This window comes from Methylobacterium oryzae (genome assembly GCF_021398735.1).
Classification (GTDB): Bacteria; Pseudomonadota; Alphaproteobacteria; order Rhizobiales; family Beijerinckiaceae; genus Methylobacterium.
Genome location: NZ_CP090349.1, coordinates 2897785 through 2918435, shown reverse-complemented (window position 1 = coordinate 2918435; position 20651 = coordinate 2897785). Strand labels below are relative to the sequence as shown.

At 73.5% G+C, this 20651-nt stretch carries 20 protein-coding genes; 12 read left to right on the top strand and 8 right to left on the bottom strand.

What is annotated here, in order from left to right; all coding sequences use genetic code 11:
• The 3 genes from metW to cysC all read left to right on the top strand — a co-directional run bounded on the left by metW (position 1) and on the right by cysC (position 3016).
• Positions 1-720 (top strand): methionine biosynthesis protein MetW, encoded by a 720-nt coding sequence (metW, locus tag LXM90_RS14025; RefSeq protein WP_051123778.1) that lies wholly within the window; start codon positions 1-3, stop codon positions 718-720.
• 462 nt (positions 721-1182) lie between these two features.
• A complete protein-coding gene (locus LXM90_RS14020) occupies positions 1183-2277 on the top strand; it encodes a hypothetical protein (RefSeq protein WP_081636534.1) in 1095 nt (364 codons plus the stop codon).
• 79 nt (positions 2278-2356) lie between these two features.
• A complete protein-coding gene (gene cysC / locus LXM90_RS14015; RefSeq protein WP_020095217.1) occupies positions 2357-3016 on the top strand; it encodes an adenylyl-sulfate kinase in 660 nt (219 codons plus the stop codon).
• A gap of 184 nt (positions 3017-3200) precedes the next feature.
• Here cysC and LXM90_RS14010 read toward each other — a convergent pair whose 3' ends face one another.
• Genes LXM90_RS14010 through LXM90_RS14000 form a run of 3 tightly spaced genes read right to left on the bottom strand, consistent with a single transcriptional unit; the run spans position 3201 to position 5548 of the window.
• On the bottom strand, positions 3201-4556 hold the full coding sequence (locus LXM90_RS14010) for a sensor histidine kinase (RefSeq protein WP_020095216.1): 1356 nt from the start codon (positions 4554-4556) through the stop codon (positions 3201-3203).
• Positions 4553-5221, bottom strand: coding sequence for a response regulator transcription factor (locus tag LXM90_RS14005; protein ID WP_020095215.1), 669 nt, complete (start codon positions 5219-5221; stop codon positions 4553-4555). Before LXM90_RS14005 ends, LXM90_RS14010 begins: the two co-directional genes overlap by 4 nt.
• Positions 5222-5233: 12 nt before the next feature.
• Positions 5234-5548 (bottom strand): PepSY domain-containing protein, encoded by a 315-nt coding sequence (locus LXM90_RS14000; protein WP_020095214.1) that lies wholly within the window; start codon positions 5546-5548, stop codon positions 5234-5236.
• A 112-nt stretch (positions 5549-5660) separates the two neighbouring features.
• On the opposite strand from LXM90_RS14000, the gene LXM90_RS13995 reads away from it, so the two are divergent.
• Together LXM90_RS13995 and LXM90_RS13990 are read left to right on the top strand one after the other, a co-directional pair.
• Positions 5661-6239 (top strand): thermonuclease family protein, encoded by a 579-nt coding sequence (locus LXM90_RS13995; protein WP_020095213.1) that lies wholly within the window; start codon positions 5661-5663, stop codon positions 6237-6239.
• A gap of 85 nt (positions 6240-6324) precedes the next feature.
• The gene (locus LXM90_RS13990; protein ID WP_020095212.1) at positions 6325-6573 is read left to right on the top strand and encodes a hypothetical protein; all 249 of its coding nucleotides are present in this window, start codon (positions 6325-6327) and stop codon (positions 6571-6573) included.
• Between the two features lie 59 nt (positions 6574-6632).
• On the opposite strand, the gene LXM90_RS13985 is transcribed toward LXM90_RS13990, so the two are convergent.
• Both LXM90_RS13985 and LXM90_RS13980 read right to left on the bottom strand, forming a co-directional pair.
• On the bottom strand, positions 6633-7619 hold the full coding sequence (locus LXM90_RS13985; protein WP_020095211.1) for a catalase family peroxidase: 987 nt from the start codon (positions 7617-7619) through the stop codon (positions 6633-6635).
• A 197-nt stretch (positions 7620-7816) separates the two neighbouring features.
• Entirely contained in the window at positions 7817-10156 is a 2340-nt protein-coding gene (locus tag LXM90_RS13980; RefSeq protein ID WP_234082901.1) for a lytic transglycosylase domain-containing protein, read from the bottom strand.
• Positions 10157-10356: 200 nt separating this feature from the next.
• On the opposite strand from LXM90_RS13980, the gene dapA reads away from it, so the two are divergent.
• From dapA to LXM90_RS13965, 3 genes are all read left to right on the top strand, one after another.
• On the top strand, positions 10357-11256 hold the full coding sequence (dapA, locus tag LXM90_RS13975) for a 4-hydroxy-tetrahydrodipicolinate synthase (protein WP_234082898.1): 900 nt from the start codon (positions 10357-10359) through the stop codon (positions 11254-11256).
• A gap of 15 nt (positions 11257-11271) precedes the next feature.
• Positions 11272-11745, top strand: a complete 474-nt coding sequence (smpB, locus tag LXM90_RS13970; RefSeq protein ID WP_020095208.1) for an SsrA-binding protein SmpB — start codon at positions 11272-11274, stop codon at positions 11743-11745.
• Between the two features lie 220 nt (positions 11746-11965).
• On the top strand, positions 11966-12535 hold the full coding sequence (locus LXM90_RS13965; protein WP_020095207.1) for a peroxiredoxin: 570 nt from the start codon (positions 11966-11968) through the stop codon (positions 12533-12535).
• Between the two features lie 4 nt (positions 12536-12539).
• Here LXM90_RS13965 and LXM90_RS13960 read toward each other — a convergent pair whose 3' ends face one another.
• From LXM90_RS13960 to rpoZ, 3 genes are all read right to left on the bottom strand, one after another.
• Positions 12540-13181: an NYN domain-containing protein gene (locus LXM90_RS13960; RefSeq protein ID WP_020095206.1), complete on the bottom strand. Its 642-nt coding sequence runs from the start codon at positions 13179-13181 to the stop codon at positions 12540-12542.
• Positions 13182-13542: 361 nt separating this feature from the next.
• Complete coding sequence (locus LXM90_RS13955) at positions 13543-15816, bottom strand: RelA/SpoT family protein (RefSeq protein WP_026605253.1); 2274 nt, start codon at positions 15814-15816, stop codon at positions 13543-13545.
• A gap of 205 nt (positions 15817-16021) precedes the next feature.
• Entirely contained in the window at positions 16022-16432 is a 411-nt protein-coding gene (gene rpoZ, locus LXM90_RS13950; RefSeq protein WP_010685409.1) for a DNA-directed RNA polymerase subunit omega, read from the bottom strand.
• Positions 16433-16761: 329 nt separating this feature from the next.
• On the opposite strand from rpoZ, the gene fabD reads away from it, so the two are divergent.
• The 4 genes from fabD to fabF all read left to right on the top strand — a co-directional run bounded on the left by fabD (position 16762) and on the right by fabF (position 20491).
• Positions 16762-17706: an ACP S-malonyltransferase gene (gene fabD / locus LXM90_RS13945; protein WP_020095204.1), complete on the top strand. Its 945-nt coding sequence runs from the start codon at positions 16762-16764 to the stop codon at positions 17704-17706.
• A 30-nt stretch (positions 17707-17736) separates the two neighbouring features.
• Positions 17737-18474 (top strand): 3-oxoacyl-[acyl-carrier-protein] reductase, encoded by a 738-nt coding sequence (gene fabG, locus LXM90_RS13940; protein WP_020095203.1) that lies wholly within the window; start codon positions 17737-17739, stop codon positions 18472-18474.
• Positions 18475-18806: 332 nt separating this feature from the next.
• Positions 18807-19046, top strand: coding sequence for an acyl carrier protein (locus LXM90_RS13935; RefSeq protein WP_007559070.1), 240 nt, complete (start codon positions 18807-18809; stop codon positions 19044-19046).
• Between the two features lie 182 nt (positions 19047-19228).
• A complete protein-coding gene (fabF, locus tag LXM90_RS13930) occupies positions 19229-20491 on the top strand; it encodes a beta-ketoacyl-ACP synthase II (RefSeq protein WP_020095202.1) in 1263 nt (420 codons plus the stop codon).
• The last annotated feature ends 160 nt before the right edge of the window (positions 20492-20651 follow it).

The following is a 20651-nucleotide window of genomic DNA, read 5'->3' as shown; positions in this document are numbered from 1 at the left end:
ATGACCTTCGGCAAGCTGCCCCTGGGCAAGATCTCCTTGGGCAAGGTCCGCCACGGCGCCCCCTGGGAGGGCGCGGACGCCCTGCCCCACGCGGCCGAGGGCGGCGGCGCCCGCGTCGACCACCTCGTCGTGCTCGGCCTCGTCCCGGCCGGCGCCCGGGTGCTCGACATCGGCTGCGGCGACGGCTCGCTGCTGGCGCTGCTGCGCGACCGCCGCGCCATCGACGGGCGCGGGATCGAGCTGTCCCGCGAGGGCGTGAACGCCTGCCTCGCCCGGGGCCTGTCGGTGATCCAGGGCGACGCCGACACCGACCTCGCCAACTACCCGGACGGGGCCTTCGACGTCGTGGTCCTGTCCCAGACCATCCAGGCGACCCGCAATCCCCGGGTGGTGCTGGAGCACCTGCTGCGCATCGGCCGGCAGGTGATCATCTCGTTCCCGAATTTCGGGCACTGGCGGGTGCGCTCCGAGCTGGCCTTCCGCGGGCGGATGCCGGTCACCGAGATCATGCCGGACGCGTGGTGGGAGACGCCCAACATCCACCACTGCACGATCCGCGACTTCGTCGGCCTGTGCCGCCTGATCGGCGCGCGGATCGAGCACGCCACGGCGCTGGACGCCCGCGGCCGGCCGATGCGGTTCTCCATGCCCTGGTGGGTCTGGAACCTGTTCGGCGCGCAGGGCGTGTTCCTGCTCCGGCGCGAGGATGCCGGGCCCTAGAACCGCTCCCGAGCAAGGCGAGGCGGTGGCGCGTCGAGCCCGTGCCGGACGAGGCGCGGGTCCCCTCTCCCGTGCGGGAGAGGGGGCGTGGCGCGGATGTCTCGACCGGGGTCGTCGTCCTTCCCAACCGTTGCAACACGATCGGAAGCGGCCCCAGCATCGCGCCGCTGTTGTCCGGCGCTCGAGGGTCGCCGCGCGGCGCTGTCTCTCCCGGGCGCACCCGCGGCGCCCCGGCCCGGCGATTCCGCAATCCGTCTGAAATAGAGCAGAAACGGAGCTTGGCTATTTCTGGTCGCGTTCCCGTGATCGGACCGTGATTACGGATTCGTCCGGCGTTCATCCCGAGACGTGCGCGTCCACGAGGGGTCGTGGACTGTGCCCGGCTGCGCGGAAGACTTGCCGCAACCGCGAATTCCAGCAGGGTCGACAGGACACGTGCGCCGCGCGATCGTTCACATCGGGATGCCCCGAACCGGCTCCACCGCGTTCCAGGAGGTGCTGGCCCGCCTGCGCCCCCGCCTCGCCGCGGCCGGGATCTGCTACCCGAACCTCGCCCCGCCGGGCGCCCCCGGCAGCGACGACGTCAACCACTACCGGCTCGGCCAGGCGCTGGACCGGCGCCGCGGCGCCGCGGAGCGCCGCGAGGCCCTCGCGCGGCTCGACGCGATCCTGGCCGCCACGCCGGCCGACACGGTCCTGCTCTCCTACGAGGACTTCTCCGTCCAGCGCCCGTTCTGGCGCGTTCCCGAGATCCTGTCCGACCTGTTCGCGCGCCGCGGCTTCGCCCTGGAGGCGGCGCTCGTGGTCAAGCCGCAGGCCGAGCAGCTGGCCTCGGCCTACGCCCTGCGGGCGCAGGTCGTCGCCGAGGGCCGCACGTTCCGCGGCTTCCTGCGTTCCGAGGGCGGGTCCCGGCGCTACGACTACGCGGACCGGCTCGAGCCCTGGCGCCGCGCCGCCGCGGGGCGCGTCACCGCCCTGCCGTACCGCGACCGGCGGTCCGACGCGCCGCTGCTGGCGCGGCTGGTCGACGGGCTCGGGCTGGGCGAGCGCCTCGCGCCGCTCCTCGGCCCGGCCGACCTCGCCTACCGTACCAACCGGAGTTCCGGGCCGGTCGCGGTCGAGGCGTCGCGCCGCCTGTACCGGCTCGGCGTGCACCGTCAGGTGACCGGGCATCGCCGGCTGCTCGGCCACGTCCTCGACGACTGGGCCTGGGCGCGGGGGCTCGACGCGGAGCGGTTCCGCGGCGCCGCCCCGGAGGGGCTGGCCCGCGTCGCGGCGCGCTACGCGGCCGGGAACGCGCGCTTCGCCGCCGCCTGCTGGGGGCAGAGCTGGGACGCGGTGATCGCGGCCGCGCCCGCCGCCCCGCCGAACGAGCTCGCCGCCGGGCCGGTCGCGCCCGAGACGGAGGCCGCGGTCGAGGCGCTGGTGCGGGCGGCGGCGGCGCGGGCCGCCTTCCGGTCCCCGCCCGCGTGGCGGCGGCGGACGGCCCACATCCTGGAGGAGTGCCGGGAGCGCCTCGGCGAGGCCGTCGGCTACCCGGTCTGGCGCGTGCCGTAGGGGCCCGCGCGTGTCGATGTCCGAGAACCGGCGGCCGCCCGCGCGGACGCCGCCCCAGGCGTGTGACCAGGCGGTGGATATGTGCGTCGTGCAGAAGATCCCGCAGACGGTTCCGGCCGGCCTCCCTCCGGGCCCCGTGACCTGGCACCCCCTCCAGGCGCGGGAGGCGCGCTGGGCGCGCCTCGGCCAGGTGCCGGTGATCGCGTGGCTGACCGGCCTGTCGGGGGCCGGGAAGTCGACGCTGGCGGCGGAGGCCGACCGGACCCTGGTGGCGGGCGGCCGGCACAGCGCCGTCCTCGACGGCGACAACCTGCGCCACGGGCTCAACGCCGACCTCGCCTTCTCGCCGGAGGACCGCGCCGAGAACGTCCGGCGCACCGCCGAGGTGGCGCGGCTGATGGCCGAGGCGGGGACGGTGGTGATCGTCTCGCTGATCTCGCCCTACCGGGCCGACCGGGCGCTGGCGCGCCGGATCGCCGGCGACATCCCGTTCCTGGAGGTGTTCGTCGACACGCCGCTGGGCCTGTGCGAGGCCCGGGACCCGAAGGGCCTCTACCGGCTGGCCCGCGCCGGCCGCATCCCGGGCTTCACCGGCATCTCGGCGCCCTACGAGGCGCCGGAGCGGCCGGACCTGACGATCGCCACCGAGGGCCGCGGCACCGCGGCCTGCGCCCGCGCCCTGAGCGCGCGGCTGATGCGGCTGAGCCGGGCGGGCGCGGGTGCGGAGCGGGGGCGGTGAGCGTGTGGTTCCCGACGCGCACACCGGGTCCTCCCAGCCATCCCCTCATCCTGAGGTGACCGCGAAGCGGGGCTCGAAGGAGGGGTCCAGCCGGCCGCGCGATCCCTGGAGCCCGCCTTCGAGGCCTGCGCTTCGCTCCAGCATCTCAGGATGAGGGCGCGAATTGGGAGGCGCCTGGCTCGCCCTACCCGCCCGGCCAGCGCAGCTCCGCTCGCAGGCCGCCCAGCGCCGAGCGGCCGAAATCGAGCCGGGCGCCGGCGGCCTCGGCGACGTCGCGGGCGATGGCGATGCCGAACCCGGTGCCCGGCCGGCTCTCGTCCCAGCGCTGGCCGCGCCCGATCCCCGCGATGGCCGCGGCGCTCATGCCGGGGCCGTCATCCTCGACGGCGAGGCCCGGCTGGCCGGCGTCCGTCCCGGCTTCCGTCCCGGTGATCCGGACCCGCCGGTGCGCCCACTTCCGGGCATTGTCGAGGAGGTTGCCCAGCACCTCCATCAGCTCGCCCTCCTCGCCCGGATAGGCGAGGGTCCCGGGCACCGCCACGGCCCAGTCGAGGGACCCGCCCTCCGGCAGCCGCCGCAGGGTCGCGACGAGGCGTTCCGCCACCGGGGCGACCGGGCAGGACCGCCGCCGCAGGTCGCCCCCGGCCGCGACCCGCGCCCGGGCCAGCGCCCGCTCCACCTGCCCGCCCATGGCCCGCGCCTGCTCGGCGATCTCGGCCGCCAGCGCCGGGTCGGCCGACCCGGTCCGGCGCGCCAGCGCGTCCAGCACCGCCAGCGGCGTCTTGAGGCCGTGGGCCATGTCGGCGGCGGCGTCGCGGGCGCGGATCAGGGCGCGCTCCTGCGCGTCGAGCAGCCGGTTGAGATCGGTGACCAGCGGCCGGACCTCGTCGGGGAACTGCTCCGGAAGCCGCGCCCGCCGCCCGGCATGGACCGCCAGGAGCTCCGCCTGCAGCACCCGGAACGGGCCGAGCGCCCGGTGCACGAACAGGCCCATCGCCAGGGTCAGGACGACGAACAGGGCGACGAGCGCCGGGACGAGCAGGCGCAGGAACGTGGTCCGGCTCGCCGCGAGGCCGCGCCGGTCCTCCGCCACCGCGACCCGCAGCGCGGTCTCGGCGCCCGGCGCGCCGATCTGCAGCGGCCGCACCACCGCGATGAGCCGGCCGCCGTCGGGCCCGGTCGTGTCGAGGGTCGCGGGGGCCTGCGCGCCCGCCCCGGCCGGTCCCAGATCGAGGCTCCTGTCCCAGAGGGAGCGCGAGCGCAGCGCGCGCGATCCCGCCTCGACCTGCCAGTACAGGCCGCCGTAGGGCGTGGCGAAGCGCGGGTCCGGCAGGTCCCGGGACAGGGTCGGCGTCCCGTCCGGCGCGAGGCCCACCCGGCCGGCGATGAGCTTGGCGGTCCGGTCCAGATCCGCGACGGTGCGGGCGTCGAGCACCCGGTCGAGGATCACCGTGAGGCCGATCCCGGCGAGCACCAGCGCCAGCGCGATCAGCGCGGCCGCCGCGAGGCCGAGCCGCAGGCGGAGGGAGTCGCGCCTCACGGTCCGTCCGGTCCGGCAATCAGGTAGCCCTGGCCGCGGCGGGTCTCGATCACCCCCGGCCCGATCTTGCGCCGCAGGCGCGTCAGGAGCGCCTCCAGGGCGTTGGCCTCGCGCTCGGTCCCGACGCCGTGAAGGTGGTCGAGCAGCTCGCCCGCCGGCACGACCTGCCCCTGCCGGTGCAGCAGGAAGGCCAGCAGCCGGTATTCCAGGGCGGTCAGCTCCGTGGGCCTGCCGTCGACGCTGACCGCGCGGGTGCGGGTGTCGAGCTCGACCGTGCCGGCGCGCAGCACCGGCGCGGCGTGGCCGGCGGTGCGCCGCAGGATCGCCCGCAGCCGCGCGACCAGCTCCTCCATGCGGAACGGCTTGGCGAGGTAGTCGTCGGCGCCGGCGTCGATGCCCTCGACGCGCTCGCGCCAGCCGTCGCGGGCGGTCAGGATCAGGACAGGCAGGGTGATGTCGGCGGCGCGCAGGCGGCGCAGCACGCCGAGCCCGTCGAGGCGCGGCAGGCCGAGATCCAGCACCATGGCGTCGTACGTCTCGGTCTCGGCGCGGAACCACGCCGCCTCGCCGTCCGCCACCACGTCGGCGACGTAGCCGGCCCTCTCCAGGCCCTGCCGGATGTCCGCCGCGATGCGCGGCTCGTCCTCGACGATCAGGACGCGCACGGGCCGGCCTCCTCAATCATCGTCGTCCTCGTCCAGGATCTTGAGCGTGCCGGCATCGACCTTCACGGTCCGGCGCTTCCCGTCGGGCCCGAGGATGCGCAGCTTGTACAGCCAGTGCCCGTCGTCGTGCTTGAGGTCGACCGACACGACGTCCCCCGGCACCGCCGCCCGGGCCGCCGCCAGCACCGCGTCGAGGGGGCGGATCTCGCCGCTCTCCAGGGCCCGGCGGGCCCGGTCGGCATCCTCGGAGGCGTGCAGGGGCCCGCCCGCGAGGGTGGCCAGCAGGCCGAGGGCGAGAACGAGGCGGCGGGGCGGGAACGGGCTCATGCGGGCGCAGGCTAGGCCGCGCCGCCTGACGGGACGCTGACAGCCGGCGTCAGGGTCGCGGGGCGGGGCTTCGGCACAAGGGCCGCCATAGCCCTTCCGGAGACCTGAGACCATGTCGCTCTACGTCGGTATCCTCCTCGCCTGCGCGGCCGGCCTCGCCGGCACCCTCCTCTGCCCGGACGACAGGGGCGACCGCTCGCGCCTGCCGCTCCTCGCCGCGCTCGTGGCGGGCGGCCTCGGCTGGCACGGCCCCGCGCGGGCCGGCGAGATCCTGCGCGGCCCCGCCCAGGTGATCGACGGCGGGACGCTGCGCGTCGGCGGACGGCCGGTGAGCCTGTTCGGGATCGCCGCGCCGGAGGCCGACGCGACCTGCGCGGACGCCCGGGACCGGCCCTACCCGTGCGGCCGCGACGCCGCCCGGGCGCTCGCCGACCGGATCGGCGGGGCGGCCGTCACCTGCGAGCCGCGGGGCGAGGCGGGCGCGGCGCTCTGCCGGGTCGGCGAGGCGGATCTCGGGGCCTGGATGGTGGCGCAGGGCCTCGCCCTGCCCGACCGGGACCTCGCGCCGGACTACGCGCCCGCGGCGGACCGGGCCTGGGGGCGCCGCCTCGGCCTGTGGTCGGGGGTGTTCCAGGATCCCGCCGAGCGGCGGGGCCGCCGCGCCGCCGCGGGCCTGCGCGCCGCCGGGTGACGCCCCGTCCTCACGGGAACGCTCCCGGGCGCGCCCGGTTGGACCGGAGAGCCCGCCCGGGCGGCGGTGGACCCGCGGAGGCCCCATGAGGATCCTGACCCGTACGACGCTGCTCGCCGTCCTCCTCGCCGGCGCGACGGGGACCGTTCACGCCGCCGAGGGCCGGGGCAAGGCCGGCCAGGATGCCGGCGCCCGCACGACCAGCATGGGCGCGGGCGGCCTCAGCGGCACCGGCGCCACCCGGGACGGCGCCCGCACGGGCCCGGTCGAGAGCAAGGGGCAGCCGGGCGGCGCGAAGCCGCCCTCCGCCCCGAAGGCCGGGACGGGCCGCTGATCCGCTCCGGCACCTCGGGATGAGGCGACGGGTCGGAGACTCCGTCCGGCCGGGCCGCGCTACTGCGAGCGGCGGCTGAACGAGACCGCGTAGGCCTGGACGCGGGCGTCGATCAGCGGGTCGTCCGAAACCTCGATCCCGTCGGTCAGGTTGTTCGGCATGAACAGCAGCGCCTTCTCGGCCTCGGCGCTGTCGGGCACGACCTTGCTCACCGTCACGGTGCCGAGATCGACCGTCTTCCGGTCGTCCGGCCAGGGCTTGGTGGCGTCGTTGGTGGGGTCACCCGGCTCGGCGAGCTGGGCCAGCATCCGGAACCTCGCCGGAGTCTTGGCGACCCGCGGGCCGATCTCGGCCATCAGGAAGTTCGGATCGCGCTTGGCCGCCTCCTCGGGGGCGAGGATCTCCTCGCCCTCCACCGGCACGAAGCGGAACCGGAACGGCTGCCGCTTGCCGGCCGCGTCCACCAGGATGAAGGCGTTGACGCCGTTGTAGGTCTGCCGTGCGAGGCTCGACGGGGTCCTGGCGGTCCCGCCCGCGGTGGCGGCGGCCGGGTGGGCGGCGGCGAAGCGCTCCAGCGCGGTCGGATGGGCCGCGTTCGGGCCGCTCTCGGCGGCGGCCTTCAGGAGGTCGCGGAACTCCTCGCCCGTGGCGACCGGGAAGTACTTCAGCGAGTTCGTGACGACGTCCATCTCGGAGCCGTCGCTCAGCTTGAACTTGAGGGCGAGGCCGTGCGGGTTGGCGTCGGCCGCGCCGTCCGGGATGGTCGGGACGCCGGTGGCGTCCGAGAACCGGATCGTCACCGGCACCGCCGGCCCCTGGAACAGGGAGGCCTTGCTGATCTTCGCCGCCTCGGGCGACGGGGTGAAGCTGCCCTCGGCGACCACGCCCTTGGCGTGGTTGGCCCGGGCGCCCGGATGCTTGCCGAACAGCGTGTTCATCACGTCGATCGTCTGCTCGGCGGTGGAGGCCTCCTGGGCCAGGGCCGGGGCGGCGGCCGCGAGCGCGGTGCTCAGCAGGAGGGCGAAACCCGATCTCGAACGCAGCATGGGAACCTCTCGGCAGCGCGGGCTCTCGGGAGCCGGTCAATGCGGACCGGACCATCTTCTAGGGAGCGAGGCAGCGAGGGCACAACCAAAAGCTATGCCGCGGCGGAGCTGGGGTGTGGGTTACGTCGCGGCGGCAGGCCGCAGATCGAGAACTTCGTCTCTGCTTCGCTCCGCTCGCAAAGACGGTGAGGAGCCCGCTACCGCGCGCCGCGGTGGAGGTCGCCCTCGATCAGCAGGGCGCTGCGGCTGTCGAGCCGCGAGCGGTAGACCTGCAGGTTCTCCATGACCCGCTGCACGTAGTTGCGCGTCTCCGTGAAGGGGATGCGCTCCACCCAGTCGATCACGTCGACGTCGCCCTTGCGCGGGTCGCCGTAGGCGTCGATCCACTTCTTCACGTTGCCGCCGCCCGCGTTGTAGGAGGCGAAGGCGAGCACGTAGGAGCCGCGCCAATCCTCCATCAGCTCGCCGAGATGGGCCTGGCCGAGCCTCGCGCAGTAGGCGGGATCGCTGGTCAGGCGGTCGACGTCGAAGGCGGTCGAGACCCGGCGGGCGGTGCGCTGGGCGGTGGCCGGCATCATCTGCATCAGCCCCCTGGCGCCGACGCCCGACTGGGCGCGCGGGTCGAACTGGCTCTCCTGGCGGGCGATGGCGTAGACCATGGCCCGCTCGACCTGCGGGACCGCCGTGAAGGTCTCGTAGGTGGGGATCCCGATCGTCGGGTAGGCGTGGGCGTCGAGCGGCAGGCCGCGCTGGACCGCGAGCTTGCCGATCGCCACCAGGGCGCGGGCGTCCTTCATGTCGGTGGCGAGGTCGCCGAGCGCCTGGAGCTCGCGCGGGTCCGAGAGGTCCCGGGCGGCGTCGATGTAGAGCGGCAGGGCCAGCTCCTTGATCCCGGCCTCGCCGAGCAGGCGCAGGGCGCGGATGGAGAGCCGCCCGTCGAAGGCCTGGCGCTCCGCGCCCTCGAGGTCGGCCGGCGCCCGCAGGGGCAGGCTGGTCTGGCCGAGCCGGGCCCGGGCCACCTGGCCGTAATAGGCGATCGGCTGCAGGGCGGCGCGCTCGTAGAAGCGCTTCGCCTCCTCCGACTGGCCGAGCGCCTCGGCCGCCCGTCCCTGCCAGTAGGCGGCCCGCGCCACCGAGATCGGGCTCTCGGCGATCGCCGCCACCCGGGCGAAATGCTGCGCGGCGGCGGCGGGATCGCCGGCGAAGCGGAGCGCGATCCAGCCGGCGTGGAACTCGGCCTCGATGCGCTTCTCGGGCGAGCGCGCCGCCGGCTGGCTCGCCACCGCGTAGGCGGTCTTGGCATCGCCGAGGTCGAGGAGCTTGCGCGCCACGATCCGGCGCTCGATCCACCACTCGTCGCCGTCGACCAGCACGTCCGGGTTGCTCGGCGCCGTCGCGAGCACGGCGGCGGCGGCTTCGGGCTTGTCGGCCCGGCGGAAATACTGCGCCCGGGAGAAGATGTAGGACGCGTCGCTGCGCAGCGACGGCGGCACCGCGGCGAGCGCGGAAGCGGCGCCGGAGGACTTGTCCTCCACGGCCCGGCGGGCGCGCACGAGGCTGGCATAGGCGCCGCCCGCGTAGCCGGCGGCCCGGCCGGCGCTCTCCCAGTCGTCCTTCAGGAGCGCCCGCTCCATCCGGTAGCGGTGGTCGACCCGGGTCAGCGCGTCCGGGAAGGCGTCGAGCACCTTCGCTTCCAGGCTCCGCCCGAAGCTCTCGGTGCGCCAGAGGTCTCGGACCATCTCGGCGGCGTCGGCGTCGCAGCCGTCGGCGCGCAGGGCCAGCGCCAAGGCGAACTTGCCCGGCGCGCTCACCGGCTTCGCCGTGGCGAAGTAGGCCCGGACCGTCGCGGGCGCCTTCTTCTCGGAGAGCAGCGCCTCCTCGGCCCGGCGGCGCAGCAGCGGGCCGGCCGGCCAGTCCGGATTGGCCCGGACGAAGGCCACGGTGCGGTTGAAGCCGATCCCGGCGCCCGCGCGGATCGCCACCCATTCGAGCAGCGCCTTCGCGGCCGGGTCGGTGAAGCCGTCGCGCATCCGGTCGCCGTCGGCGACGCGGCCCTTGCGGTAGAGGTCGATGGCGCCGCGCAGCAGCGTCGGGTCGGTGTCGCCGGAGATCTTCGGGCGCGCGGGATCCGGCACCTCGGGCACCGGGGCCGCCGGGGTGACCGCGGCGTCCGGCAGCGGGAAGGCCACCGGGGCGTCGGGGTCGGCGGAGGCGTAGGCCGAGGCCGCGGCCGGCAGCGTCCGGGCGGGCTCCTCGCCCTTGTCGTCGCCGCTCGAGGCGTGGACCGGATCGAGCTTCAGGGCGTCGGCCGCGACAGGGTCGCTCGCCTTCACGGCCTGCGCGCCCCGGACCTGGGCGGTCGAGAGGGCGGCGTCGCTCGCCGGCGGCGCGGGCTGCGTGGCCGGCGGCGTCGTGGGCGCGTCGATGCCGGCTTGGCCGGCTGGGCCGGCGAGCGCCACGCCGACGGTGGCGACGAGCGCGGCGGCGGTGAGGGACGTGCGCTTCGGGGCCGGATGCGAGGCCGCGGGTCGGATCACGATTCCCCCCTACTGATCACCGGAGCGGGAAAGGTCGAGGATCGGTCCGTGACCATTAAGATCGCGTTAACCGTCCCCACGATCTGTTTGCGCGCCGTGACGCGACCGCCTATGTCTGCCGGTCCGTGCCCGTACGATGCGGACCACGCGCGGCGCCGAGACCGCCGAAATCCCAGCTGGGACCCTTTGGGACGCCTGAGATGACCGAGATGACCGGGAGCCGCCTGCGGGGCTCGCTCACCGCGCTTGTGACGCCCTTCCGCGACGGGGCCTTCGACGAGGCCGCCTTCCGGAAGTTCGTGCGCTGGCAGATCGAGCAGGGCAGCCACGGCCTCGTGCCCACCGGCACCACCGGCGAGAGCCCGACCCTGACCCATTCCGAGCACGACCGGGTGGTCGAGGCCTGCATCGACGAGGCGGGCGCGCGCGTGCCGGTCGTGGCGGGCGCGGGCTCCAACTCCACCGCCGAGGCGGTCGAGCGGGCGCAGCACGCCGAGCGCGCGGGCGCCGACGCCGTCCTGGTGGTGACGCCGTACTACAACAAGCCGACGCAGGCGGGCCTCTACGCCCACTTCAAGGCCGTCAACGACGCGGTCGGCATCCCGATCATCATCTACAACATCCCGCCGCGCTCCGTCGTCGACATGAGCGTCGAGACGATGGCCCGGCTCTTCGAGCTGAAGAACATCGCCGGCGTGAAGGACGCGACCGCCAAGATCGACCGCGTCAGCCAGCAGCGTCAGGCCATGGGCGCGAGCTTCGTCCAGCTTTCGGGCGAAGATGCGACGGCGCTCGGCTACAACGCCCACGGCGGCCACGGCTGCATCTCGGTGGTGGCGAACGTCGCCCCGCGCCTCTGCGCCGACCTACAGGAAGCGACGCTCGCGGGCGACTACGCCAAGGCGCTGGCCCTCCAGGACAGGCTGTTCCCCCTGCAGACCGGCCTGTTCGCCGAGGCTAACCCGGCGCCGGTGAAGTACGCGCTGTCGCGGCTCGGCCACATGACCGACGAGCTGCGCCTGCCGCTGGTGCCGGTGACCGAGCCCACCAAGCGCATCGTCGACGACGCCCTGCGCCACGCCGGCCTGCTGGTCGACTGAGGGAAGTCACGCATCATGGCCCCGAAACCGGAGCCCAGTCGGCGCATCGTCGCCGACAACCGCGCCGCGCGCTATCACTACACGATCGAGGACACGCTCGAGGCCGGCATCGCGCTGACCGGCACCGAGGTGAAATCCCTGCGCGGCGGCAAGGCGACGATCGGCGAGGCCTATGCCGGACCCTCCGGCAACGACCTGATGCTGTTCAACGCCTACATCCCGGAATACCTGGAGGCGAACCGCTTCAACCACGACACCAAGCGCCCGCGCCGCCTGCTGCTGCACCGCCGCCAGATCAACAAGCTGATCGGCGCGACCCAGCGCCAGGGCTACACGGTGGTGCCGCTGAAGATCTACTTCAACGACAAAGGGCGGGCGAAGGTCGAGCTCGGCCTCGGCAAGGGCAAGCAGGCCCACGACAAGCGCGAGGCGGTCAAGGAGCGCGACTGGCAGCGCGACCGGGCGCGGCTGCTGCGCGACCGGGGCTGAGGCCGGGCCGTCATCGCGAGCGCAGCGAAGCGACCCAGGGCAGCGCGACGTCCGCGGGCGTGGTGCCGCTGGATTGCTTCGCTCCGCTCGCAAAGACGATCGTTCCTACAGGGGGCGCGCGCAGGCCGTGATGCGCTCGCCTTGCGCTGACCGCGCGATGTCACAAGATCCCGGATTAGCCGGTGCGGCGTCCCGAGCCTGCGATCCTGCGGAGCGACCCATGCCCTCCACCCACGATACCCTGCCCGACGACCTGCCGGTCCCCGTCGACGACGGCGCGGCCGATCACCTGCGCGGGATGCGCCTGCCCGACGTGGCGCTCACCGCCACCAACGGCCGCACGGTCTCGCTGGCGCGGCTGCCGGGCCGCACCGTGGCCTACGCCTACCCGCGCACCGGCGAGCCGGGCCAGCCGGGCCTGACGCCCGACTGGGACGCCATTCCCGGCGCCCGGGGCTGCACGCCGCAGGCCTGCGATTTCCGCGATCACCACGCCGCGCTGACGGCCCGAGGCGTCGCCCAGGTCTTCGGCCTCTCGACCCAGACGAGCGCCTACCAGCGGGAGGCGGCCGAGCGCCTGCGCCTGCCCTTCCCGCTGCTGGCCGATCCGCACCGGGCCTTCGCGATGGCGGCGCGCCTGCCCACCTTCGAGGCCGGCGGCCAGGTGCTGCTGCGCCGCCTCACCCTGGTGATCGACGACGGCGTCGTGAGCGAGCTGTTCTATCCGGTCTTCCCGCCGGACCGGAGCGCCAGGCAGGTCCTCGACTGGCTCGACGGGGGCAGCGCCTGAGGCGCTACTCCTCCTCGGCCTCCGGCTGGCGGATGCCGTAGCGGTTCTCCAGGCCCGGATTGGCCCTTCCCTCCCCGCGGTAGCGGGTCGGCGCCTCGCCGGAGGCCCGCGCCGGGCGCTCGCCGGGCTCGCGCCCGATCCGGCCCGCGAGGCTCGCGAGGTCGACGAACTCGTCGGCCTGCCGTCGCAACTCGTCGGAGATCATCGCCGGCTGGGTCTGGATCGTGGAGATCACCGTCACCTTCACGCCGCGCCGCTGCATCGCCTCGACGAGCGAGCGGAAATCGCCGTCGCCGGAGAACAGGATCATGTGGTCGATGTGCGGGCTGAGCTCGAGGGCGTCGATCGCCAGCTCGATGTCCATGTTGCCCTTGTACTTCCGCCGCCCCATCGAGTCCGTGAACTCCTTCACGGGCTTGGTCACGACGCGGTAGCCGTTGTAGTCGAGCCAGTCGATCAGCGGCCGGATCGAGGAGTATTCCTGATCCTCGATCATGGCCGTGTAGTAGAATGCCCGCAGGAGGTTCTCCCGCGACTGAAATTCCTTGAGCAGCTTCTTGTAGTCGATGTCGAAACCGAGGGCCTTGGTGGTGGCGTAGAGGTTGGCGCCGTCGATGAAGATGGCGCTGCGCTGGGTGACTGGCATGAACAGGTCAGGTCCCGAAAAATCGTGGGTGACAGGAAATCGTCTGAACAATCGGTCAGGGTTCGCCCGAGGCGAAAGGCCGGGGCGCGTGGCCGGGACGGTGCGCCGCGATCGCGGCCGCCGCGCTCTGCAAACCGGGGTGGACCGGCGCGGTCGATGACCCGCGCCACCGACGCCCCGTCCGCCGGACCATTCGTTTCAAACGGGTCCGTGTCAAGCAGAGCACGGGATTGTGCGGTCGTGAAAAACTGAACTCTCGGGGCGGATTAATTGACCACGACAGGGCTTCGTCGTGAAAATGGTGGTTTACGTAAGTTGATCCTGTAAACCTCAGATGCGCCGCGCGCCCCGCCCCTCGACCTCAGCCGTTCACGCGCTCGACGCTGTTGACCGGGCGCTTGCCGCGCAGTTCGGCGATGATCGCGTTGAGATGCTGGAGATCCCAGACCGACAGGTCGATGGTGATGTCGGTGAAGTCCTGGGTTCGCCGCTTCATCGAGATGTTGTCGATGTTGCCGTCGTGGTCGGCGATCACCTGGGCGATCTGGGCGAACACCCCGGGCTCGTTGATCGACTTGAGCGCCAACCGGGCGGGGAATCGCTCGCCGCCGAGCGCCTCCGTGTCCCAGCGGACGTCGAGCCAGCGCTCCGGCTCGTTGTCGAAGGCCGCGAGTGCCGCCGACTGGATCGGGTAGACCGTCACGCCGACGCCGGGGGTCAGGATGCCGACGATCCGGTCGCCCGGGACCGCGCCGCCGTTCGGCGCGAAGGTCACCGGCAGGTCGCCCGCGAGGCCGCGGATCGGGATGGCGTCGCTGCGATCCGCGCCCTCCCCCTCCTTGCCGCCTTCCTTGCCGCCCTCGGCGCCCGGGAAGGTCAGCCGCATGGTCTGGTCGGAGGAGCGCACGAGCCGGCCGGCGCCGCTGGCGGCGCCCTGCGCGGCGGAGGGCCGGCGCTCGTCGCGGTGGTCGGGATAGACGGCGCGGACGACGTCGCCCGAGAACATCTCGCCCCGCCCCACGGCGGCGAACACGTCCTCGGTCGTCGCGCGGGCGAGCCGCGGCAGGGCGCCCCGGAGCTTGTCCTCCGAGAAGGTCTTGGCGGCGCGCTCGAAGGCCCGGTCCAGGATCTGCCGTCCGAGGCCGGCATATTGCCGCCGCACGGCGGTGCGGGTCGCCCGCCGGATCGCCGCGCGGGCCTTGCCGGTCACCACGAGGGATTCCCAGGCCGCCGGGGGCGAGGCCCCGTCGGAGCGGCTGATCTCGACCTCGTCGCCGTTGGCGAGTTCGTGCAGCAGCGGCGCCATCCGGCCGTTGATCTTGGCGCCCACCGCGGTGTTGCCGACGTCGGTGTGGACCGCGTAGGCGAAGTCGATCGGCGTCGCGCCGCGCGGAAGGGCGATCAGCCGGCCCTTCGGGGTGAAGCAGAACACCTGGTCCTGGAACAGCTCCAGCTTGGTGTGCTCCAGGAACTCCTCGGGGCTGTCGCCCTCGGCGAGGAGCTCGATGGTCCGGCGCAGCCACTGGTAGGCGCCGCTCTCCGCGGCGAGCCGCGGATGCACGCTGCCCTCGGCGCGGGCCGGGTCCTTCACCAGCTCGGTGCCGATCTCCTTGTAGTGGGCATGCGCGGCGATGCCGTACTCGGCGATGTCGTCCATGGCGCGGGTGCGGATCTGCAACTCGACGCGCTGGCTCTTCGGCCCGATCACCGTGGTGTGGATCGAGCGGTAATCGTTCTGCTTCGGGGTCGAGACGTAGTCCTTGTACCGGCCCGGAACCATCGGCCAGCTGGTGTGGACGATGCCGAGCGCCGCGTAGCAATCCTGCACGGTGTCGACGACCACGCGGAAGCCGAAGATGTCGGAGAGCTGTTCGAAGGCGACGGACTTGCGCTCCATCTTCGACCAGATCGAGAACGGGCGCTTCTGCCGGCCGCTGACCTCGGCGGTGATCCCCTGCGCGCCGAGCTTCTCGGTCAGCACCTGCGCGATGGTCTCGACGACGCTCTCGGACTTGGCGGAGAGCCGCGTCAGGCGCTGGGTGATGGTGGCGTAGACCTCCGGCTCCAGGTTGCGGAAGGCCAGGTCCTCCAGCTCCTCGCGCAGCTCCTGCATGCCCATGCGGCCGGCGAGCGGCGCGTAGATGTCCAGGGTCTCCTGCGCGATGCGGTGGCGCTTGTCCTCCCGCATGTGCTGGAGGGTGCGCATGTTGTGCAGGCGGTCGGCGAGCTTGACCAGCAGCACCCGGACATCCGCCGCGACCGCGAGCAGCAGCTTGCGGAAGTTCTCGCCCTGCGCGGCCTGCTTGGAGACGAGGTCGAGGCGCTTGAGCTTGGTCAGGCCGTCGACCAAGGCGCCGATCTCCGGCCCGAACAGCCGGCGGATCTCCTCGAGCGTCGCCTCGGTGTCCTCGACGGTGTCGTGCAGCACCGCGGCCACGATGGTGGCGTCGTCGAGGTGAAGGTCCGTGAGGATCGCCGCCACCTCGAGGGGGTGGGCGAAGAACGGATCGCCCGAGGCGCGCTTCTGCGTGCCGTGCGCCTGCATGGCGTACACGTAGGCGCGGTTGAGCAGCGCCTCGTCGGCGGCCGGGTTGTAGCGCTTGACCCGCTCGACGAGCTCGTACTGGCGCATCATCCGCCGGGACGGGGCCGGCGCGTCCGGGGTCGTGCGCGGGGTCTGGATCACGCGCGATTGTTCCGCAACCGCCGGGACGGCGCCAGCCCCCGGCGGCGGGGCCGCGCCGGATGCCGGCGGGCCGGCCACGGAACGAGAGAACCCGGCGTCTCCGCCGGGTCCGGTCTCTGTCAGGTCGCGCCCATCCAGGCCCACGTGTCCAGGCTCACTCGCCCTCGTCGTCGGTCTCGACCGGCGGGGCGAGGTTCTCGAGGCCGCGCAGCAGGTCCTCCTCGCTCATGCGGTCGAACTGGACCGCCGCGTCGTCGCTGGAGGATTGCGGCGCCACCGCGGCGGCGGCCGGCGAGCTCGACAGCAGCGGCACGGTCTCGGCCTCGGGCTCGTCCACCTCGACGTACTTCTGCATCGAGTGGATCAGCTGCTCCTTGAGGTCGTCGGCCGTGATGGTCTCGTCGCCGATCTCGCGCAGGGCCACGACCGGGTTCTTGTCGCGGTCGCGGTCGATGGTCAGCGGGGCGCCGGCGGCCAGGAGGCGGGCCCGGTGGCTCGCCAGCAGCACCAGCTCGAAGCGGTTCTCGACCTTCTCGATGCAGTCTTCGACGGTGACGCGCGCCATGCGGGGCGGCTCCTTGGGCTTGAGCGACGGGTGATGTCGGGTATGGCGCCACTCTACACCGGATGCCGTTGTGCAACAAGCACAGCGGGTTGCGCGGGGCGCGCGTCCGGCGCGAACCCGGCGCGCGTCCGGCGGGCGTGCCGGTCCGGTCGGGCCGGACGCCGAGGGGCCGAACGCCGAGGAGCCGGAGGACCGCGTCGCTGCGGCATCATGGTGCGGCGCATTGTTGACACCCAGCGCCGCGGGTGCGAGTGCGCGCGCCATTCCAGAGTTTCGGCCGACACGGGCGGCGTTCGCGCGCCGCGCGGCGCCGGCGACCAGGACGCAACATGCGCGCACTCATCTTTCCGGGCCAGGGCAGCCAGGCGGTCGGCATGGCGCGGGACCTCGCCGAGGCCTTCCCGCAGGCCCGGGCCGTGCTCGACGAGGTCGACGCCGCCCTGGGCGAGAACCTGTCGCGGCTGATGTTCGAGGGGCCGGTCGAGGCGCTGACCCTCACGACCAACGCCCAGCCGGCCCTGATGGCGGCGAGCCTCGCGGTGCTGCGCGTGCTGGAGGCCGAGCGCGGCCTCGACCTCGGGCGCGACGTCGCCTGCGTGGCCGGCCACTCGCTCGGCGAGTACGCCGCGCTCGCGGCCGCGGGCAGCCTCACCGTCGCAGACGCCGCCAGGCTGCTGCGCCTGCGCGGCGAGGCCATGCAGGCGGCCGTCGCACCGGGCGCCGGCGCCATGGCGGCGCTGATCGGCACCGATCTCGAGGCCGCCCGGTCCGTCGCCGAGGCGGCGGCCGACGAGGCCGGCGACGGCGCGGTCTGCGACGTCGCCAACGACAACGGCGGCGGCCAGGTGGTGCTCTCCGGCGACCGCGCGGCCGTGGAGCGCGCCGTCGGCATCGCCACCGGCCGCGGGATCAAGCGCGCCGTGATGCTCAACGTCTCGGCGCCGTTCCACTGCCGCCTGATGGCCCCGGCCGCCGAGGCCATGGCCCGGGCGCTCGCCGCCGTCGCGCTGGCGGCCCCGCGCGTCACCCTCTACGCCAACGTCGCGGCCGCCCCGGTCACCGATCCGGAGGCGATCCGCGCGGCCCTGGTCGAGCAGGTCACCGGCACCGTGCGCTGGCGCGAGAGCGTCGCCGCCATGGCGGCCTCCGGCGTCGACCGGTTCTACGAGCTCGGCGCCGGGAAGGTGCTGACCGGCCTCGTCAAGCGCGTCGCCCCCCAGGCGAGCGCCGCCGCAATCGGCACCCCCGCCGACGTCGCCGCCTTCGCGCTCTGACCCGCGCGCTCTGATCCGACGGAGTCCCGCATGTTCGATCTCACCGGCCGCAAGGCCCTCGTCACCGGCGCGACCGGCGGCCTCGGCCAGGCGATCGCCCGGGCCCTGCACGCGCAGGGCGCCACCGTGGCGCTCTCGGGCACGCGGCCCGCGGCCCTGGAGGCGCTCGCCGCCGAGCTCGGCGAGCGCGCGAGCCCCGTCGCGGCCGACCTCTCCGACAAGGACTCGGTCGAGGGCCTCGTCCCGGCCGCCGAGGCCGCGATCGGCCCGCTGGACATCCTCGTGAACAATGCCGGCATCACCCGCGACAACCTCTTCATGCGGATGAAGGACGAGGAGTGGGAGCAGGTGATCGCCGTCAACCTCACGGCCGCCTTCCGCCTGTCGCGGGCCGCCGTGAAGGGCATGATGCGCCGCCGCTCCGGGCGGATCGTCAACATCGGCTCGGTGGTCGGCAGCACCGGCAATCCCGGCCAGGGCAACTACGCCGCCGCCAAGGCGGGGCTCGTGGGCATGACCAAGGCGCTCGCCGCCGAGGTCGCCTCGCGGGGAATCACCGTCAACTGCATCGCCCCGGGCTTCATCAGCTCGCCCATGACCGACGCCCTCAACGAGAAGCAGCGCGAGGGCATCCTCGCCCGCGTGCCCGCCGGGCGGCTCGGCGAGGGGTCGGAGGTCGCGGCGGCCTGCCTCTACCTCGCCTCCGCGGAGGCGGGCTACGTCACCGGCCACACGCTGCACGTGAATGGCGGGATGGCCATGTACTAAGGCGCGTATACCGGTTCCCGGCCGGCGGGAACGGCGCGCGAATCACCCCCGCCGACACGCAAGTGCCACACCCATGAAGGCTTTCTGAACGGGCCCTCGCCAGGGCTGGAACCCTGTGCTACCACGCCCCGCAGCCGTACAGGGGGTTGACGGTTCAGCGGGTTTTCAGTCCAAGGCCCTCCGGCGGGGGCGTCCCGGCTCACGCGCCGGTTCACCTCAGAAGCACGCGCGATCGGACACCGGCCCGTCACAACAAGCCCGCAGGGGCGCGACGCGGCCACGGCACCACCCCGAGAAGACTGACAGACCAGAAGGACGAGGACGGAAGACCGATGAGCGATATCGCTGAGCGCGTGAAGAAGATCGTCGTCGAGCACCTGGGCGTGGAGCCCGAGAAGGTGGTCGAGAGCGCCAACTTCATCGACGACCTCGGTGCCGACAGCCTCGACACGGTCGAGCTGGTCATGGCCTTCGAGGAGGAATTCAACGTCGAGATCCCGGACGACGCTGCCGAGACCATCCAGACGGTCGGCGACGCCGTGAAGTTCCTGGAGAAGAACTCCGCCGCCTGAGGCGCCGGGGACCGGGTTTGACGCGGCGCGGGTGAGGCGAAACAGCCCCCGCGCCGTTATGCGTTTCAAGGCTCGGAGTCGTGACGGGGCCCGCGGGGACCGATTCTGCCTCCGAGCGAGTTAGGACGATGCGCGACCGCGGCGGTGCCGGCGGGACGGCGCCTCAAGACGGGACAGGGCACATGCGGCGGGTGGTGGTCACGGGTCTGGGGATGGTCACGCCGCTGGGCAGCGGGGTGGAGCACACCTGGAGCCGGCTGATCGCGGGCGACAGCGGCGCCGGCCCGATCCGCGGCTTCGAATCCGCCGACCTGCCCTGCCGGATCGCCGCGCAGGTCCCGTTCGGCGACGGCACCGACGGCACCTTCAACCCCGACCTCGTGATGGAGGTGAAGGAGCAGCGCAAGGTCGACCCGTTCATCGTCTACGCAATGGCGGCGGCCGACGAGGCGCTGAAGGATGCCGGCTGGGCGCCGAAGAGCCACGAGGACCAGTGCGCCACCGGCGTGCTGATCGGCTCCGGCATCGGCGGCATCGGCGGCATCTACGACGCCTCCGTGACCCTGCACGAGAAGGGCCCGCGCCGGATCTCGCCGTTCTTCATCCCGGGCCGGATCATCAACCTCGCCTCCGGCCAGGTCTCGATCGCCCACGGCCTGAAGGGCCCGAACAACGCGGTCGTGACGGCCTGCTCCACGGGTGCCCACGCCATCGGCGACGCGAGCCGCCTGATCGCGCTCGGGGACGCCGACGTGATGGTGGCGGGCGGCGCCGAATCGCCGGTGAACCGCCTCTCGATCGCGGGCTTCTCCGCCTGCCGGGCGCTGACCACGGGCTTCAACGACACGCCCGAGAAGGCCTCCCGCCCCTACGACCGCGACCGCGACGGCTTCCTCATGGGCGAGGGTGCCGGCATCGTGGTGCTGGAGGAGTACGAGCACGCCAAGGCCCGCGGCGCGAAGATCTACGCCGAGGTGGTGGGCTACGGCCTCTCGGGCGACGCCTACCACATCACCTCCCCCTCCCCGGACGGCGACGGCGCCTTCCGCTGCATGACCGCCGCGGTGAAGCGCGCCGGAATCGCGCCGTCCGAGATCGGCTACATCAACGCCCACGGCACCTCGACGCCCATGGGCGACGAGCTGGAGCTGAAGGCCGTGGAGCGCCTCCTGGGCGACGCCGCCGCGAACGCCACCATGTCGTCCACCAAGAGCTCGGTCGGCCACCTGCTGGGCGCCGCCGGCTCGGTCGAGGCGATTTTTTCCATCCTCGTCCTGCGGGACAACGTCATCCCGCCGACGCTCAACCTCGACAATCCCTCCGTCCAGACCAAGATCGACCTCGTGCCGTTCGAGGCGAAGCGGAAGCAGGTCGACGTGGTGCTGTCGAACTCCTTCGGGTTCGGCGGGACGAACGCGTCGCTGGTGATGCGGCGGGTCGCGTAGGCGCGTCGCCGTCCGACCGCGACACCGGCCGCACCTCGTCCCGACGCTCCGACTTCCGTCCGACATGCGGAATGCGGCCTCCGAACGGGCGATCGTGCCCGCCGAGGCTGCTCCCGAAACCCGCGTCGCTGGGTCCGGATCCGTGCGCGCTGCGGGCGAG